This window comes from Streptomyces sp. CO7 (genome assembly GCF_053474865.1).
On the sequence record NZ_JBRIOU010000002.1, the window covers coordinates 1,443,697 to 1,460,665 of the forward strand.

The window sequence follows — 16,969 nt, forward strand, 5'->3', positions numbered from 1 at the left end:
GAGCTGCTCATCGGCCCATTGTCCCGCCCGGCCTCCCCGCCCCCGTCGAGCAGGCCCTGGACGTGCGCTAAAGTACTCCTGAACGTGATCGCGCGGCCCGCCGCGGGAGAACGATCGGGACGTGGCGCAGCTTGGTAGCGCACTTGACTGGGGGTCAAGGGGTCGCAGGTTCAAATCCTGTCGTCCCGACTGGAGACAGTCGCAGGTCAGGGCCGGTATCGGATTTCTCCGAGACCGGCCTTTGATCGTTTTTGGGTGACCGGTTGGGGGCCGGCGTCCCTGACCGGTGTCAGCGGACCACGGCGATCGGGCCCGTCGGCGAGCGGGGGCGTGAGTACGCTGAGGTGCGCGGACAGAGCCCCCCTTTGGCCTTCTCCGCGGTCATACCGGGGCGCCGGCCGCCGTCGACCAGGGCCTTGCGGACCCAGGTCCGCACCGTCTGGGCGGGACTGAAGTCCGGATCCGGGGCGATCGCCTTCATCGCGGTCGAGTCCGTCGGGTAGTTGCGGCGGATCTCCGCGACCGTGCGCAGCGCGCTCACGAAGCTCGGCAAGATGAGCGGAAGGACGGGCCATGGCTTCGGCTCCTCCAGGGAATCAAGCCTGCGACGGACCCGGGGCCCTTCAGAGCGTGGAATCGTCGGGAGGGAGAAGTCGTCGAGGTTGTGCGTGTCCGCCCTGTCACCCGGATGCGAGGATGCGGCTTGACCGGTACCGCAGTGCACAGACGAGGCCAGGTCGGCCCGGGTGACGTGTCCCCGGGCCGACCCGTCGGCTGTCGGCTTTCAAGCCAGAGGTGGGTGCACCGGCGCGATCAGCTGATGGCCCAGCCGAAGGCCCCGCCCTCGGCCGGCAGGCCCTTCTGGCCGGGGACGTAGCTGGTCGGCGCGGTGAGAGTGCCTGTGCGGCCGCCGGTTGCGTTGTTCCAGGGCAGAGAGTAGGCGGCACCGTGCGGCGCGGTGCTGGGCACGCCGATGTTGAGATGGGTGGCGGTGGCACTGAGGTGGCTTCCGACGGCGTCGCCGGCCGTCGGGGTGCCGCCGAGGCCGGAGGCGTCACCGGCCTGGATCCAGCGATCGCTGTCCCCGGGGGTACCGAACGGGTAGAACGTCTGGACCGCGCCGGCGTCCACGTGGGTACCGATGTCCTTGCCGGGGATGCCGACGGCAAGGACGAGGGTCTGGGCCGAGCCGGTCGCCTTGGGGCTGAGATTGGTGATGGCCAGGCTCTGACCGAAGCGGTCGCCGACCTCGAGTTCGCCGTCCACATTGGCCACTTGGGCGTTGATGCTTGCGGCCTGGGTGACTGTGCCGGCTGCGGTGACCCGGAAGGTCTGTACCGTGCCTGCCTGGGTGACGTTGACGGTGCCGGCGGCGAGGGCTTCACCAGGCGCGCCGACGGCGAAAATGGTGTCGGTGGGTGCCGTCGTTCCCTCGGGTGCGTAGGCAACAGCCGCGAGAGCGGCGCCGAATTCGTCTCCTGCTTCGGCCGCGCCGCTCACGACTCCGTTGCCCTGCGTGAGCCCCACGATCGGGGTAGGAACGTTCTCGGCGTTCAGGGTGTGCGCGAGGACCTGGAGGTTGCCCGTGCCGGCCATGGTGCCGACGGCCTCACCAGGGGCTCCGACGACGACATGGTTCGCTGAGCCGGCAACGGAGGATCCAAACATGTCGCCGGCTTCGGCATCACCCGCCATGCCGGGTGTGTCCTGGTGGATGGTGAGGTTGGTGGTGCCGCGCAGATAGTGGGCGACGCCGGCGTCGACGAGGGTGTCGAGGTCTTCACCAGGTACACCGAGCACCAGGTACGGCTCGCCCTGGGCGGTAGAGCCGGCGGCGAGAGCCTGACCGAACCTGTCGCCGGCCTCCGGTGCTGATGCCCTGATACCTCCCTCGCCCGTGCCCTGCATGAGGACAAGGGGTGCCGTCCCGGTGGTCAGGCCGCCCGGGGCGCCATAGATGATGTTGGCCCAACCGGCATCCGTCTCGGTGTCGATGTCTTCGGCCGGGACACCCACGACGAGGTCGGTGTAGCCGTCCTTGTTGTGGTCGAAAGTCGTCAGGACCTCCCCGAACCGGTCGCCGGGCTGGGCGGAACCGGGGACCGTGGAAAGGTCCTGGTGGAGCGTGGCGGTGCCCTTGCCGCCGCCGTAGATCACGCGCACGACACCGGCGTCGGTGTTACCGCTGACGGTCGCTTCGGGGTCGCCGATGACGGTGTCCTGTGCGCCATCGCCGTCGAAGTCCGTGCCCTGTGCCGGCGGGGTGGCCGGGACGGCCGTGTCGAGCTGGATCCGCGGGGTGGTGACGCCCGAGACGGTGAGGGGCTTGCCGGTGCTCTTCAGAAGGGCCGCTAGCTCGGTGGCGCTCTTCGCGGGGTAGGCATGGTGGAGCACCGCGAAGGCGCCGGTGACGTGCGGGGCGGCCATTGAGGTGCCGCTCATGGTCCCCCAGCCGTTGCCGGGGACGGACGAGGTGATGTCGCTGCCGGGGGCGAACAGGTCGACCTGCGGGCCGCGGTTGCTGAAGTAGGAGAGGTCGTCCTGCTTGGTGGTGCTGCCCACCGCGATCGCCGACGAGATACAGGCGGGGGCGCTCACCGCGCTGGCGTAGGCGCTGTTGCCCGCCGAGACCACCGTGGCGACACCGGCGGCGAGCAGGGCGTCGATGGCCGGCTTGCGCAGGTCGCTGTCACAGGCGGCGGTGTACTGGCCGCTGCCCAGGCTCATGTTGGCGGCAATCACCGGCATGCCGGATTGCCGCTTGGCGAGCACGTCCTCCAGCGCGGCGAGCTGGGCGCTGGGGAAGCTCAGCACGCACGGTGCGGCACCCTCACCGCAGAAGTCCTCCGAGCCGATCTCACTGAACACCTGGAGCGCGAGGACGTCCGCGCGGGGGGCGACGCCGGCGGGCGGAGCCCCGGCCACGTTCTTGCCATTGCCGGCGGCTATGCCCGCGACATGGGTGCCGTGTGAGCAGTCGAGGTGGGCGCAGGGCCCGCTCTCAGCATCGGCCGAACCGGTGCCTTGCTGCTCGTCGGAACCGTCGGGGCACAGGCTCAAGGCCTCGTAGTCGGGGTCGGTGACGGAGAAGCACGCCTCGCCCGCGATCCGCCCCGCCAGGAACGGGTGGTGCGTGGCGACGCCGGTGTCCAGCACCGCCACCACGCTGCCGGCGCCGGTGAGGGCGGCGGCGCGGGTCTTGTCACCGCCGACGAGCGGGACGCTCTGTGCGAGGGTCGGGGCTTCCGGCCGGTCCTCGGTGACGCTGGCGACGCCCGGTTGGGCGGCCAGGTCGGCCAGGTCCGCCGCGTTCACGCGCATGGTCACCACGGGCAGCCGGTCCAGCTCCCGAACGACCTCGCCCGCCTCGGCCGCGTCGGGGAGGTCGGCCCTGGTCCGGGTGACGACGTTCACCCGGACGGTCTCCCCGTCGGCGGCCTGCTCGCGCACCCGCGGATCCACCTTCGAGGCCTGGTGCGCGGCCTGGGTCTCGGACATCGGGGGCGCGGCATGGGCCGGGGCCGCCCCGAGCGTCATGGCGGACACCGCCACGACGACCGACCAAATGGTTCTTCTCATCTCGCTCCGTCTGGAAAGCGGACCACCACGGGCCGCGGTGACCGCGGAAATAGTGAATACGTCTCGGCGTGCCGATAGCGCGGCTGGTCCGGCTGTACATGACGGACGAAATAAAGCAGCCTTGATCGCGACCGGTCAACGCATTAAGCGCTATGGGAGATCTTTGGCTGAAAACGATTGCGGGTTCCGTGTGTCGCCCGGGATCGGTCGCCTGGCGGTTGGTGTCGGACACCGGCGAGAAGAGCGGCATCCTTGCCCCGTCACTTGGGAGTTGGTCCGGCTCCTCCTCGCCGCCGGCTCGGCGTCTCGCAGGGAACCATGAAGGCCCACGTCAGACGCATCCTGCTCAAGCTCGGTCCGGGAAGCTGCACCGCGGCCGCGGTCGTCGCGGTCTCCATCCTCGACCCGTGCCGGTGCGGTGCCGGTTGTCCGGGCCACGCGCTCCCAAAGGCCACTGCCTGACGATCCTGGCCGAACCGCCTACCCCGAAGGTCCAATTGCGGAGATGGTCGACGGCCGAGAATTATGGCGACCGTGGAACGCCATCCGGAAATTCCGCTATGGGTCAGAGAATTCGCGCATCCTCCCCGCCGGAGTTTGCGTCCCCTCGTGCAGTAGCGGCATGCCTCGCGACCGGACGGGAATTCCTCATGCAGCGCAGCACCGAAAATCGCGGAATTACCCGGCACCTGCTGGTCGCCGCGACCGCCGTAGCGGCCCTGACGGACGGGATGCCGGCGGCCCAGGCAGAGGACCTGGACTCGGACCAGGTGGTGCTGTCCGTCGTGCAGAAGGTGGTCGACGGCAATGCGGCGCAGGCCGTCGGCCACACAGTCCTCGCGGACGCGGAGAAAATCTCACAGGGGCACACCGCTGAGGAGCTCGACGACCTCCTCGCCGTGCCGGCCAACGCCGACGTCACCACGAGCGACGAAGTGATCCTGCCCGGTCTGGACGCCCCCACCGACGGGACGGTCCCCAACACCACGACGCGACCGGCACTGGAAGCAGGCCGGCACTCCGTCACCCGCCACTGCCTGCTCGGCAGCGTGATCAACGACCACCACACGGTCGTCGACTTCACGTACAACGGCTCGAAGATCATCGCCTGGAGTAGCCGCTACGACTACTTCACCCGTGCGTCGTCCGCGGTGGACACTGTCGGCCGCGAGTACAGCAGCAGGTCCGCCCTGCCGACGTCGACTGCGCACTCCACCATGCAGTACAAGGTGCAGCTCTGCACGCTCTGGTCCTGGGGTGCTACGCCACCACCTACCCGTCTATCCAGGCCCGGGTGACGGGCGGCGGCTCCTACTCCCGGCACAGGGATGCCTCCTGACCGGACATCACCGGGCCGCGTGCCTGGTCCGACCGGGGACGAGTGAAGCGGCCGCCCGCTGCATGAGGGTGGCCGCTTCGGCTCCCCGACCCCGGAGCGCATGGTTACCGTGCCCTCAGCCGGGCCGCAGGAGCCCTGGTCCCCCGACCCCGCAGGAGAAGCAGATGGGTCGGCTCATTCGGCAGCTCGTGTTCGTGCTGATCGCGTTCGCCGCCCTGCTGATGCCCATCGCGTCCCGGGCGGGCACGCTCGAGATCGCCATTCTGGCGGTGCTGTTCCTCGTGGCACCGGGCGTGGTGGTCCAGCGGCACCGGCGCCGCACGACCCGATGAGCCGCTCGACCGTCCGCCACGACGGCCGTCCCGGACCGCCGGTTCACCCCCCCGGTCGCGACCTGGGCGGCCTCCGGTCGTCCGAGCTGCTCGAGACGCCGGACAAGCGGCCGCGGGAAACCACCCGGCACCCTGCGCACGGCGCCGATCTTCCGCCCCTACTGGTCACGGACCGTCCAGCGTTGCGTCCCGCCGTCGCCGGTGGGGCGCAGACGGTACAGATCACCCGGGTGCAGCGCTGGTCGGCGTCGAGCGCCGCCACGAGCGGCCGGGGCGCGGAGGCCGGCGGCAGCCAGGCGAACGCGCAGGGCGGTCGGCCTCCCTCTCGCACCCGCCCCATGGGCGGGCGAGGCAGCCACTCCCTGCGCTGGAAGGGCAGGTCTCCCGCCCCGTCGAAGCGAAACGGAAGCGCCTGACCCGCTGCCCGGGAACCGGCGGCTCACCGGGACTGCTCCACAGGGCGTTCCTTGTCTCGCTCCACAGCGACCTGTCGTCGCCCGCGCCCTCGCCGTCGGGTCGGAACCCCGGACCGTCATGACTCCTCCTCACCGTTCACACCGGTGACAAGGACGCCTGCCGCGCCCCGGGCGGCTCCGCGGCAGGCCACGCGAGCGGCGGCAGGTTCACCTTCTGATCACTGGGCTGCCGCGAGGGCTTCGGTGCCTTCGAAAAGCGAACGGGAGGTCTTGACAGTGTCCCTACAGCCTGCGAACTATGGGAGCGCTCCCACAGGTATCAGCGTCATCTCGTCACCTTCCCGTCCCCCACGGGCCGACAGGCCCTCCGGAAAGGAATGCACCCGCATGCAGCTCCTCAGGAGACACCGGCCTCGCCTGCGCGGCCCGGCCGTCGCACTGGCCGCCTTACTGGCGTTACCCCTCACCATCTCCAACTTGTCCGCCGCGCCCGCCCACGCGGCCGCGGTGCAGTGCAGCGTGGACTACAAGACCAACGACTGGGGCTCCGGCTTCACCGCCGAGCTCACCCTGACCAACCGGGGAACCGCCGCCCTCGACGGCTGGAAGCTGACCTACGACTACGCCGGCAACCAGAAGCTGAGCAACGGCTGGAACGGCGTCTGGTCGCAGTCCGGCAAGACGGTCACCGTCACCAACACGAGCTGGAACAAGACGCTCGCCGCCGGCGCCGCCACCTCGGCCGGCGCGCAGTTCAGCTACAGCGGGACCAACGCCGCCCCGACCTCGTTCGCCGTCAACGGCACCACCTGCACCGGCGCCCACCAGCCCCCGGTGGCCGTCCTGACCAGCCCGGCGCCCGGAGCCTCGTACTCCGTGGGCACCGAGGTGCCGCTGGCCGCCACCGCCGCGGCGGCCGACAACGCGACCATCAGCAAGGTCGAGTTCTACAGCGACACCGCGCTGCTCGGCACGGACACCACCTCCCCGTTCGAGCTGAAGACCACCAGCCTCGCGGCTGGCGACCACTCGCTCTACGCCCGCGCCTACGACTCGCAGGGCGCGACCGGCGAGTCCTCGCCGGTCGGCATCAAGATCGTCTCCGGCCCGTCCGTGACGGCCAACCCGACCCAGCTGGGCGTCCGCCAGGGCGAGAGCGGCACCTACGAGATCACGCTCTCCAAGCAGCCCTCGGCCAACGTCACGGTCACCACGGCGCGCGAGTCGGGCAACACGGGACTCACCGTCAGCGGCGGGGCCAGCCTGACGTTCACCCCGTCGAACTGGAACGTCCCGCAGAAGGTGACCGTCGCGGCCTCCGCCTCGGGCTCCGGTTCCGCGGTCTTCGCGTCCTCCGCCGGTGGCCACACGGCCGCCAAGGTGACGGTGAGCCAGCTCTCGGCCGGCGGCACCTACGACGCCAAGTTCCTGGACCTGTACGGGAAGATCACCGACCCGGCCAACGGCTACTTCTCGCCCGAGGGCATCCCCTACCACTCGGTGGAGACGCTCATCGTCGAGGCGCCGGACCACGGGCACGAGACCACGTCGGAGGCGTACAGCTATCTGATCTGGCTCCAGGCCCAGTACGGCAGGGTCACCGGTGACTGGACGCGCTTCAACAAGGCGTGGGAGACCATGGAGAAGTACATGATCCCCACCAAGGCCGACCAGCCCACCAACTCGTTCTACAAGCCGGCCGAGCCGGCCACCTACGCGTCCGAGTACGACCTGCCCTCGCAGTACCCGTCGAAGCTGGACCCGGCCGCCAAGTCCGGCGCCGACCCCATCGCGGCCGAACTGAAGAGCGCGTACGGCACGGACGACATCTACGGCATGCACTGGATCCAGGACGTCGACAACACCTACGGCTTCGGCAACGAGCCCGGCAAGTGCGAGGCCGGACCCACCGCCACCGGCCCGTCCTACATCAACACCTTCCAGCGCGGTCCGCAGGAGTCGGTCTGGGAGACCGTCACCCACCCGACCTGTGACAAGTTCGTCTACGGCGGCAAGAACGGCTACCTGGACCTGTTCACCGGCGACTCCTCGTACGCCAAGCAGTGGAAGTTCACCAACGCCCCCGACGCGGACGCCCGCGCCGTGCAGGCGGCCTACTGGGCCGACATCTGGGCCAAGGAGCAGGGCAAGGGCTCCGAGGTCTCCACGACCGTCGGCAAGGCCGCCAAGATGGGCGACTACCTGCGGTACGCCCTCTTCGACAAGTACTTCAAGAAGGTCGGCAACTGCGTCGGGCCCACCGCCTGCCCCGCGGGCAGCGGCAAGAACAGCGCCCACTACCTGCTGAGCTGGTACTACGCCTGGGGTGGCGCGACCGACACCTCGGCCGGCTGGGCCTGGCGCATCGGCTCCAGCCACGCGCACGGCGGCTACCAGAACCCGATGGCCGCCTGGGCGCTCAGCAACTACGCCCCGCTGGCCCCGAAGTCCTCGACCGGCAAGTCCGACTGGGCCACCAGCCTGACCCGGCAGATCGAGTTCTACACCTGGCTCCAGTCCAGCGAGGGAGCCATCGCGGGTGGCGCCACCAACAGCTGGCAGGGCGCCTACGCCCAGCCGCCGGCCGGAACGCCCACCTTCTACGGCATGGCCTACGACGAGAAGCCGGTCTATCACGACCCGCCGTCCAACCAGTGGTTCGGCTTCCAGGCGTGGTCCATGGAGCGCGTGGCCGAGTACTACCACCAGACCGGTGACGCCAAGGCCGGAGCGGTCGTGAAGAAGTGGGTCGACTGGGCGGTCTCCAAGACCACGATCAACCCCGACGGCACCTTCCTGTTCCCCTCCACCCTCCAGTGGTCGGGCGCCCCGGCCACCTGGAACGCCTCCTCGCCGGCCGCCAACACCAACCTCCACGTCACCGTCGCCGACTACACCAACGACGTCGGCGTGGCGGGCTCCTACGCCAAGGTCCTGACCTACTACGCCGCCAAGTCCGGTGACGCGAAGGCCAAGTCCACCGCCAAGGCGCTGCTCGACGGCATGCTGAGCGAGCACTCGGACGCGCTCGGTGTAGCGGTCCCGGAGACCCGGGCCGACTACAACCGGTTCGACGACCCGGTGTACGTGCCGTCCGGCTGGACCGGCAAGATGCCCAACGGCGACACGATCGACTCGTCGTCGACCTTCCTCTCGATCCGCGGCTTCTACAAGAACGACCCCGCGTGGTCGAAGATCGAGGCCTACCTGAAGGGCGGCTCCGCGCCGGTCTTCACCTACCACCGGTTCTGGGCGCAGGCGGACGTCGCCACCGCGCTCGGCGCCTACGCCGAGCTGCTCGAGTAGCACGCGGCGAGCGGTGAACGGACTGCCCCGGGGCGTAGTGCCCCGGGGCAGTTCCGTGTTCCGGTGCCGGTTGCGTGCTCGCGGCCGGCGTCAGCGGCCGCGGGCGTTGAGCCGGGCGGCCTGACGCGTCAGGTGGTCGCGCTCGGCCACGGAGGATGCGGCGTGGGCCGCCTCCGCGTAGAGCCGCGCCGCCGTGTCCAGGTCGCCGTCGCGCTCGTGCAGGTAGGCGGCCGCCGCGGTGCGGCGGGGGAGCGCGGCGTCCAGTTCGGCCAGCGCCGCCAGCCCCGCGCGCGGTCCGTCCGCCTCGCCGACCGCCACCGCCCGGTTCAGCCGGGCCACTGGGCTGCCGGTGAGGTCCACGAGCTCGTCGTACCACTCGACGATCTGCGGCCAGTCGGTCTCCTCGGCGCGCGGCGCGTCGGCGTGCAGCGCCGCCACCGCCGCCTGCGCCTGGTACTCGCCCAGCCGGTCCCGGGCCAGCGCCGCCTGCAGGATGTCCACGCCCTCGGCGATCGCCCGGGTGTCCCACAGCCCCCGGTCCTGCTCGGCCAGCGGCACCAGGCTTCCGTCCGGCGCCGTGCGGGCCGCCCGCCGGGCATGGTGCAGCAGCATCAGGGCGAGCAGCCCCGCCACCTCGGGATGGTCGATCACCCGGGCGAGCTGACGGGTCAGCCGGATCGCCTCCGCGGCCAGGTCCACATCGCCCGAGTAGCCTTCGTTGAAGACCAGGTAGAGGACGCGCAGCACGGTCGCGACGTCACCCGGCCGGTCCAGACGGACCTCGGAGACGGTGCGCTTGGCGCGGCTGATCCGCTGCGCCATCGTCGCCTCCGGCACCAGGTACGCCCGGGCGATCTGCCGGGTGCTGAGCCCGCCGACGGCGCGCAGGGTGAGCGCCACCGCCGACGACGGCGTCAGCGACGGATGCGCGCACAGGAAGTACAGCCGGAGCGTGTCGTCCACCCCGGACACCGGGCCGGGCGCCGGCTCCTCCTCGACGAGGTCCTCCCTGCGGCGCCGCGCCGCCTCCGCGCGCCTGCCGTCGAGGAACCGGCGCCAGGCGACGGTGATCAGCCACCCCTTCGCGTCGCGCGGGGGGTCTTGCGGCCACGCGCGCACCGCCTCCAGCAGCGCGTCCTGGACGGCGTCCTCGGCCGCCGCGAAATCGGCTCCGCGGCGGACGAGGACGGCGAGCACGCCCGGCGTGAGGCTCCGCAGGAGAACCTCGTCCATCAGCGCCGTCACTCCGTGACGGTGGGCGGGGCGCCGAGGAAGGGGCGCAGCTCGAGCCACTCGTGGATCGGCTTCCCGCCGGCCCCGGGGGCGGCCGACAGCTCGCCGGCCAGCTCCAGCGCGCGCTCGTAGCCGTCGACGTCGATGACCATCCAGCCGGCGATCAGATCCTTGGTCTCCGCGAACGGCCCGTCGGTGACCGGCGGGCGGCCCTCCCCGTCGTACCGGACGAAGGTGCCCTCCGGCGCCAGCGCCTGCCCGTCCACGAACTCGCCGGTCTTCTCCAGACGGGCCGCGAAGTCGTTCATGTACGCGATGTGGTCCTCGACCTCCTGCGGGGTCCACCTGTCCATCGGGACGTCGTTCACCGCCGCCGGGGCGCCCCGGTAGTGCTTCAGGAGCAGGTACTTCGCCATGCTGTTCTCCCAGGTCTCGCCGTGACCATTGTGATCACTTCCACCCCGGGGACGGAGCCGCCCGACGGTTCTCGACATCGGCGGACAGGTTTCCCCACTTTTTTCTCACCGTCCCGCATTCTTTCGTCGACCTGGAGAACCCGCGAGGCCTCGGGCCCCGCCGAACAGGCTCCCGGGCCGGGCTCCCCGCCCGCGCCGCTCAGCCGTTCGGGTCAGTCCGGGGAGTCACCGGGCCGGGCCGGCGGCAGACTCGGAAGGCAGACACCGCACGTGAGACCCGGAGGTCGCCACCATGGTCCGCACCGTCGTCGCCGGACTCGACGGGTCACCCGAAAGCCGCGCCGCGATCGACTGGGCCGCCCGCGAGGCCAGGATGAGCGGAGCGCCGCTGAAGATCGTGCACGTCCACGAGCCCACCCCCTCACGCCTGGCACAGGCCCCCTTCCTCGCCGAGGAGACCCGGCAGGACTGGAGCCGCCGGGTCCCTCCGCAGGTCGCCGACGCGGTGCGCCGCGAACAGCCCGGCCTGGAGGTCACCGTCGAAGGTGTCGAGGGCCGCGCGGCCGTGGCGCTCGCCGAGCAGGCGGGGCCCGACAGCCTGCTGGTGCTCGGCTCCCGGGGCCTCGGCAGCCTCGGCGGCTTCATCGCGGGATCCGTCGGCCTCGGCGTCATCGCCCACGCGGAGTTCCCGGTCGTCATGGTCCGCGCGGGAGAGTCCGCGGCCGACGAACACCTCACCGACGCCGAGGGACATCACGGCGACACCCTGGCCTACCGGCCCGTGGTCGTCGGGGTCGACCCCGAGGGCACGCCCGACGCGGTGCTGCGGTTCGCCTTCGAGGAGGCGGCACGCCGCTCCACCGCCCTGCGGGCCGTGCAGGCGTACAACCTCCCCGCCTTCTACGAATGGACCGGCTCCGTGGAGGGGGAGGAGTTCGGGCAGATGCGCCGGCAGCACGCCGAACTGCTGGACGAGACCCTCGCGCCGTGGCGGAAGAGATACCCCGACGTGGAGGTGCGGCAGGAGACCGAGCCTGCGAAGGCCTCCCTGCTGCTCGCCCAGGCGTCCCACGACGCCTCCCTGCTGGTCGTCGGCCACGGCATGCGCCGGCACGCCTTCGGCCTGCGCATCGGCGCCGTCGCCCACGCCGTCCTGCACCACGCCGTCGCCCCCGTGGCCGTGGTGCCGCACCGCTGACGACCGCCCGCCGACCGCCACGGACCGCCGTCGGCCACGAACCGTCGGCTGCCCGCGGCACGCCGCCCGCAGCACGAGCCGCCCGCACCGCGTGCCGCCCGCGCACCCCGGTTCCGCACGCCGATCGATGGAGTCGCCCCATGACCACGGCCCCGCACAAGGACGTCCTGCCCGACGAGGAACTGCGCACCCTGCTCGCGCACTGGCGGGCCGCCAACTACCTGTCGGCCGGGCAGATCTACCTGCTGGCCAACCCGCTGCTCACGCAGCCGCTGCGCCCCGAGCACATCAAGCCCCGGCTGCTGGGCCACTGGGGCACCTCACCGGGCCTCAACCTGGTCTACACCCACATGAACCGGGTCATCCGCAAGCGCGACCTGGACGCCCTGGTCATCTGGGGGCCGGGCCACGGCGGCCCGTCGGTCGTCGCCAACTCCTGGCTCGAGGGCAGCTACAGCCAGACCTACCCCGACATCTCCCTCGACGCGGAGGGCATGGAGCGGCTGTTCCGGCAGTTCTCGTTCCCCGGCGGTGTGCCCAGCCACGTCGCCCCCGAGACGCCCGGCTCCATCCACGAGGGCGGCGAACTCGGCTACTCCCTCGCCCACGCGTACGGCGCCGCGTTCGACAACCCGGGCCTGCTGGTCGCCTGCGTGATCGGCGACGGGGAGGCGGAGACCGGCCCGCTGGCCGCCTCCTGGCACTCCGACAAGTTCCTCGACCCCGTCCACGACGGCGCGGTGCTGCCGATCCTGCACCTCAACGGCTACAAGATCGCCAACCCCACGGTCCTCTCCCGCCTGCCCGAGCACGAACTCGACGCCATGCTGCGGGGCTTCGGCCACGATCCCGTGCACGTCGGCGGGGACGACCCCGAACAGGTCCACCGGGACATGGCGGCCGCCCTCGACCAGGTCCTCGACCGCATCGCGGTGATCCAGCGCACCGCCCGCGAGGAGGGCGTCACCGAGCGCCCCCGCTGGCCCATGATCGTGCTGCGCACCCCCAAGGGCTGGACCGGGCCCGCCGAGGTCGACGGCGTCCCCGTCGAGGGCACCTGGCGCGCCCACCAGGTCCCGCTGGCCGGCGTCCGGGACAACCCGGAACACCTGGCCATGCTGGAGCAGTGGCTGCGCTCCTACCGCCCCGAGGAACTCTTCGACGCCGACGGCGCACCGGTGGCCGAGGTCCTCGCCTGCGTGCCCGAAGGCGTCAAGCGGCTCGGCTCCAGCCCGTACGCCAACGGCGGCGTGCTCACCCGCCAGCTGCCCGTGCCGCCGCTGGAGGACTTCGCGGTCCCCGTCGAACGGCCGGGCGCCGGAACGCACGAGCCCACCCGGGTGCTCGGGGCCCTGCTCGAGCAGGTCATGAAGAACACCGCCGCGCGCCGCGACTTCCGCCTCGTGGGACCCGACGAGACCGACTCCAACCGGCTCTCAGCGGTCTTCGGCGCCACCGGCAAGGCATGGCAGGCCGAGACCCTCCCCGGCGACGTCAACCTCGACCGGCACGGCCGGGTCATGGAGATCCTCTCCGAGCACCTGTGCCAGGGCTGGCTGGAGGGCTACACCCTCACCGGCCGGCACGGCCTGTTCTCCTGCTACGAGGCCTTCGTCCACATCGTCGACTCGATGGTCAACCAGCACATCAAGTGGCTGAAGACCTCCCGCGCGCTGTCCTGGCGGGCGCCGGTGCCCTCCCTGAACTACCTGCTGACCTCGCACGTGTGGCGGCAGGACCACAACGGCTTCTCCCACCAGGACCCCGGCTTCGTCGACCACGTCCTCAACAAGAGCCCCGACGTGGTCCGCGTCTACCTGCCGCCGGACGCCAACACCCTGCTGTCGGTCGCCGACCACGCGCTGCGCAGCAAGGACTACGTCAACGTGATCGTCGCGGGCAAGCAGCCCTGCTTCGACTGGCTGTCCATGGACGAGGCCAAGGTGCACTGCGCGCGCGGCGCGGGCATCTGGGACTGGGCCGGCAACGAACAGGGCCGCGAACCCGACGTGGTCCTCGGCTGCGCCGGCGACGTGCCGACCCTGGAGGTCCTGGCCGCCGCCAAACTGCTGCGGCAGCACCTTCCCGACCTCGCCTTCCGGGTCGTCAACGTCGTCGACATGACCCGGCTGCTGCCCAAGGAGGAACACCCGCACGGACTCGCCGAGGCCGAGTTCCACGGCCTGTTCACCTCCGACAAGCCGGTGATCTTCGCCTACCACGGGTACCCGTGGCTGATCCACCGGCTGGCCTACCGGCGCCGCGGCCACGCCAACATGCACGTCCGCGGCTACAAGGAGGCAGGCACCACCACCACGCCGTTCGACATGGTCGTGCAGAACGACCTCGACCGGTACCGGCTGGTGATGGACGTCATCGACCGGGTGCCCGGCCTCGCCGTGCGGGCCGCCGCCGTGCGCCAGGCGATGGCCGACGTGCGGGCCCGCCACCACCTCCACATCCGTGCCACCGGCGTGGACCTGCCGGAGGTCGCGGAGTGGAGCTGGAACGACTGACCAGCGCCGCCGGACCACGCAGCGCACCACCGTCGTGAGGAGACGCCATGGGCGTGTGGACCTGGGAGTACGAGGGGTACGACCCGACGCTGGAGAAGCTGCGCGAGTCGCTGTGCACCCTCGGCAACGGATACTTCGCCACCCGCGGCGCCGTCCCCGAGTGCGCGCGGGACCGGGTCCACTACCCCGGCACCTACGCGGCCGGATGCTACAACCGGCTGGTCTCCGACGTCGCCGGGCGGCACGTCGACAACGAGGACGTCGTCAACCTGCCCAACTGGCTGCCGCTGCGCTTCCGCACGGACACCGGCCACTGGTTCACCCCCGACACCCACACCGTCGAGGACTACCGGCAGAGCCTGGACCTGCGCCGCGGCGTCCTGGAACGCACCATGCGCTACCTGGACCACGACGGCCGCGCCGTCCGGGTCCGCCAGCTGCGCGTCGTCCACATGGCCGACCCGCACCTGGCCCTGCTGCGCACCGAACTCACCCCCGAGGGCTGGTCGGGGGCGCTGGAGGTCGAGTCCGCGCTCGACGCCGGCGTCACCAACGGCAACGTCGACCGCTACAAGGACCTCGCCTCCCGCCACCTCACCCACATCCAGCCCGGCATCACCGAGGAGGGCATCGTCTGGGTGCGCTGCCGCACCACCACCAGCGACATCCGCGTCGCCCTCGCCGCCCGCACCGAGGTCGACGCCCCCGCGGAGATCCTCACCGAGCAGGAGGAGACGGGCATCGCCCGGCTGATCCGCGTCTCCGTCGCCGACGGCCACACCGTCACCGTCGACAAGACGGTCGCCCTGCACACCTCCCGCGACCCCGCCATCAGCGACCCGCTGCACGCCGCCCTCGACCGGGTCGGCCGGGCCGGCGGCTTCGAGACGCTGCTGGACACGCACGAGGCGGCCTGGGAACAGCTGTGGCGCGCAGCCGAGATCGACGTCCCCGGGGAGGCCGGCCCGGTGCTGCGGGTCCACCTCTTCCACGTGCTGCAGGTCCTCTCCCCGCACACCGCCGAACTCGACGTCGGCGTGCCCGCCCGCGGCCTGCACGGCGAGGCCTACCGCGGACACGTCTTCTGGGACGAGCTGTTCGTGCTGCCCTTCCTCAACCTGCACTTCCCCGAGGTCTCCCGCGCGCTGCTGACCTACCGCCACCGGCGCCTGGAACGCGCCCGGTTCAACGCGACCGACGCCGGCTACCGCGGCGCACTGTACCCCTGGCAGAGCGGCAGCGACGGCCGGGAGGAGACCCAGCGGCTGCACCTCAACCCGCGCTCCGGCCGCTGGCTGCCCGACCACAGCCACCTCCAGTACCACGTCGGCTCCGCCGTCGCCTACAACGTCTGGCGCTACGCCGAGGCCACCGGCGACACCGGCTTCCTGCACGGCAAGGGCGCCGACATGCTCCTGCAGATCGCGCGCTTCTGGGCCGACTTCGCCACCTTCGACAAGGACCTCGGGCGCTACCGCATCCGTGGGGTCGTCGGCCCCGACGAGTACCACGAGGCCTACCCCGACGCCATCCGCCCCGGGCTCGACGACAACGCCTACACCAATGTCACCGCCTCCTGGGTGATCTGCCGCGCCCTCGACGTGCTCGCCCAGCTCCCCGAACCGCTGCGCCGCGACATCACCGAACGCACCCGCCTCGACGGCGCCGAACTCGAGCGCTGGGACGACGTCTCGCGCCGGCTGTACGTGCCCTTCCACTCCGGGGTCATCAGCCAGTTCGCCGGCTACGGCGAGCTCCAGGAACTCGACTGGCGCGGCTACCGCGCCAAGTACGGCGACATCCGCAGGCTGGACCGGATCATGGAGGCCGAGGGCGACACCGTCAACCGCTACCAGGCGTCCAAGCAGGCGGACGTCCTGATGCTCGGCTACCTCTTCGCGCCCGGCGAGCTGCGCGCCCAGTTCCGGCGGCTCGGCCACGACCTCGACGAGGAGACCTGGCTGCGCACGGTCGACCACTACCTGGCCCGCACCAGCCACGGCTCCACCCTGAGCAGCCTGGTCCACGGCTGGGTGCTGGCCCGGGCCCGGCGCGGCCGGGCGTGGGAGTTCGTCCAGGAGGCGCTGGCCGGCGACATCGCCGACGTCCAGGGCGGCACCACGGGCGAGGGCATCCACCTGGGCGCCATGGCCGGCACCCTCGATCTGGTGCAGCGCTGCCTGCCCGGGCTGGAGACCGGCGCGGGCGCCCTGCGCTTCGACCCGGTGCCGCTGCCGCAGATGTCCGAGTACCGGTTCTGCCTGCGCTACCGAGGGCACTGGGGCGTCAAGGTCCGGCTGCGCGGACAGGAACTGGAGGTCTCCGTCGCCGCGGCCGCCGAAGACCCGGTCACCGTACACCTCGGGGAGTGGACGGACTCCCTGGCCCCTGGGGAGACCCGCAAGGTGTCCCTGCGCGAATGCGGAGGGTGACACCCCCGTTCACGACCACTCGCGCACGTACGGTAGGCTTGATCCGCACGATCACGCAGGGGAACCCCTGCTGAGAAGGCATCGGGACGTGGCGCAGCTTGGTAGCGCACTTGACTGGGGGTCAAGGGGTCGCAGGTTCAAATCCTGTCGTCCCGACACAGTGCACAGCACACCAGGGGCCGGTTCGGGATCTTTCCCGGGC

The 16,969-nt window shown here is 71.2% G+C and carries 10 protein-coding genes and 2 tRNA genes; 8 read left to right on the forward strand and 4 right to left on the reverse strand.

Annotated features, from left to right (window positions below):
• Positions 1–115 precede the first annotated feature (115 nt).
• Positions 116–189, forward strand: a tRNA-Pro gene (locus ACOV8S_RS08615).
• Positions 190–289: 100 nt separating this feature from the next.
• On the opposite strand, the gene ACOV8S_RS08620 is transcribed toward ACOV8S_RS08615, so the two are convergent.
• Together ACOV8S_RS08620 and ACOV8S_RS08625 are read right to left on the reverse strand one after the other, a co-directional pair.
• Complete coding sequence (locus ACOV8S_RS08620) at positions 290–541, reverse strand: hypothetical protein (protein ID WP_448317100.1); 252 nt, start codon at positions 539–541, stop codon at positions 290–292.
• A gap of 272 nt (positions 542–813) precedes the next feature.
• Positions 814–3,579: a S8 family serine peptidase gene (locus ACOV8S_RS08625; protein ID WP_448317102.1), complete on the reverse strand. Its 2,766-nt coding sequence runs from the start codon at positions 3,577–3,579 to the stop codon at positions 814–816.
• Between the two features lie 650 nt (positions 3,580–4,229).
• Here ACOV8S_RS08625 and ACOV8S_RS08630 point away from each other — a divergent pair.
• From ACOV8S_RS08630 to ACOV8S_RS08640, 3 genes are all read left to right on the forward strand, one after another.
• Positions 4,230–4,877, forward strand: coding sequence for a hypothetical protein (locus tag ACOV8S_RS08630; protein ID WP_448317103.1), 648 nt, complete (start codon positions 4,230–4,232; stop codon positions 4,875–4,877).
• A 229-nt stretch (positions 4,878–5,106) separates the two neighbouring features.
• Positions 5,107–5,250: a hypothetical protein gene (locus tag ACOV8S_RS08635; protein WP_448317104.1), complete on the forward strand. Its 144-nt coding sequence runs from the start codon at positions 5,107–5,109 to the stop codon at positions 5,248–5,250.
• 803 nt (positions 5,251–6,053) lie between these two features.
• Entirely contained in the window at positions 6,054–8,972 is a 2,919-nt protein-coding gene (locus tag ACOV8S_RS08640) for a glycoside hydrolase family 48 protein (protein ID WP_448317105.1), read from the forward strand.
• 90 nt (positions 8,973–9,062) lie between these two features.
• Here ACOV8S_RS08640 and ACOV8S_RS08645 read toward each other — a convergent pair whose 3' ends face one another.
• Both ACOV8S_RS08645 and ACOV8S_RS08650 read right to left on the reverse strand, forming a co-directional pair.
• On the reverse strand, positions 9,063–10,205 hold the full coding sequence (locus ACOV8S_RS08645; RefSeq protein WP_448317106.1) for an RNA polymerase sigma factor: 1,143 nt from the start codon (positions 10,203–10,205) through the stop codon (positions 9,063–9,065).
• Positions 10,206–10,213: 8 nt separating this feature from the next.
• Positions 10,214–10,621, reverse strand: coding sequence for a YciI family protein (locus tag ACOV8S_RS08650; protein WP_448317107.1), 408 nt, complete (start codon positions 10,619–10,621; stop codon positions 10,214–10,216).
• Between the two features lie 292 nt (positions 10,622–10,913).
• On the opposite strand from ACOV8S_RS08650, the gene ACOV8S_RS08655 reads away from it, so the two are divergent.
• From ACOV8S_RS08655 to ACOV8S_RS08670, 4 genes are all read left to right on the forward strand, one after another.
• Positions 10,914–11,819 carry a universal stress protein gene (locus tag ACOV8S_RS08655; protein WP_448317108.1) on the forward strand — a complete coding sequence of 302 codons (906 nt, stop codon included), beginning with the start codon at positions 10,914–10,916 and terminating at the stop codon, positions 11,817–11,819.
• A gap of 140 nt (positions 11,820–11,959) precedes the next feature.
• Entirely contained in the window at positions 11,960–14,335 is a 2,376-nt protein-coding gene (locus ACOV8S_RS08660; protein ID WP_448317109.1) for a phosphoketolase family protein, read from the forward strand.
• A 47-nt stretch (positions 14,336–14,382) separates the two neighbouring features.
• Positions 14,383–16,767, forward strand: a complete 2,385-nt coding sequence (locus tag ACOV8S_RS08665; RefSeq protein WP_448317110.1) for a glycoside hydrolase family 65 protein — start codon at positions 14,383–14,385, stop codon at positions 16,765–16,767.
• Between the two features lie 82 nt (positions 16,768–16,849).
• Positions 16,850–16,923: transfer RNA gene (locus tag ACOV8S_RS08670), tRNA-Pro, on the forward strand.
• Positions 16,924–16,969: the final 46 nt, after the last annotated feature.

Coding starts and splice junctions, on each gene's coding strand:
- ACOV8S_RS08650 (WP_448317107.1), bottom strand. CDS start 10,621: ATGGCGAAGTACCTGCTCCTGAAGCACTACCGGGGCGCCCCGGCGGCG.
- ACOV8S_RS08665 (WP_448317110.1), top strand. CDS start 14,383: ATGGGCGTGTGGACCTGGGAGTACGAGGGGTACGACCCGACGCTGGAG.
- ACOV8S_RS08660 (WP_448317109.1), top strand. CDS start 11,960: ATGACCACGGCCCCGCACAAGGACGTCCTGCCCGACGAGGAACTGCGC.
- ACOV8S_RS08655 (WP_448317108.1), top strand. CDS start 10,914: ATGGTCCGCACCGTCGTCGCCGGACTCGACGGGTCACCCGAAAGCCGC.
- ACOV8S_RS08645 (WP_448317106.1), bottom strand. CDS start 10,205: ATGGACGAGGTTCTCCTGCGGAGCCTCACGCCGGGCGTGCTCGCCGTC.
- ACOV8S_RS08630 (WP_448317103.1), top strand. CDS start 4,230: ATGCAGCGCAGCACCGAAAATCGCGGAATTACCCGGCACCTGCTGGTC.
- ACOV8S_RS08640 (WP_448317105.1), top strand. CDS start 6,054: ATGCAGCTCCTCAGGAGACACCGGCCTCGCCTGCGCGGCCCGGCCGTC.
- ACOV8S_RS08625 (WP_448317102.1), bottom strand. CDS start 3,579: ATGAGAAGAACCATTTGGTCGGTCGTCGTGGCGGTGTCCGCCATGACG.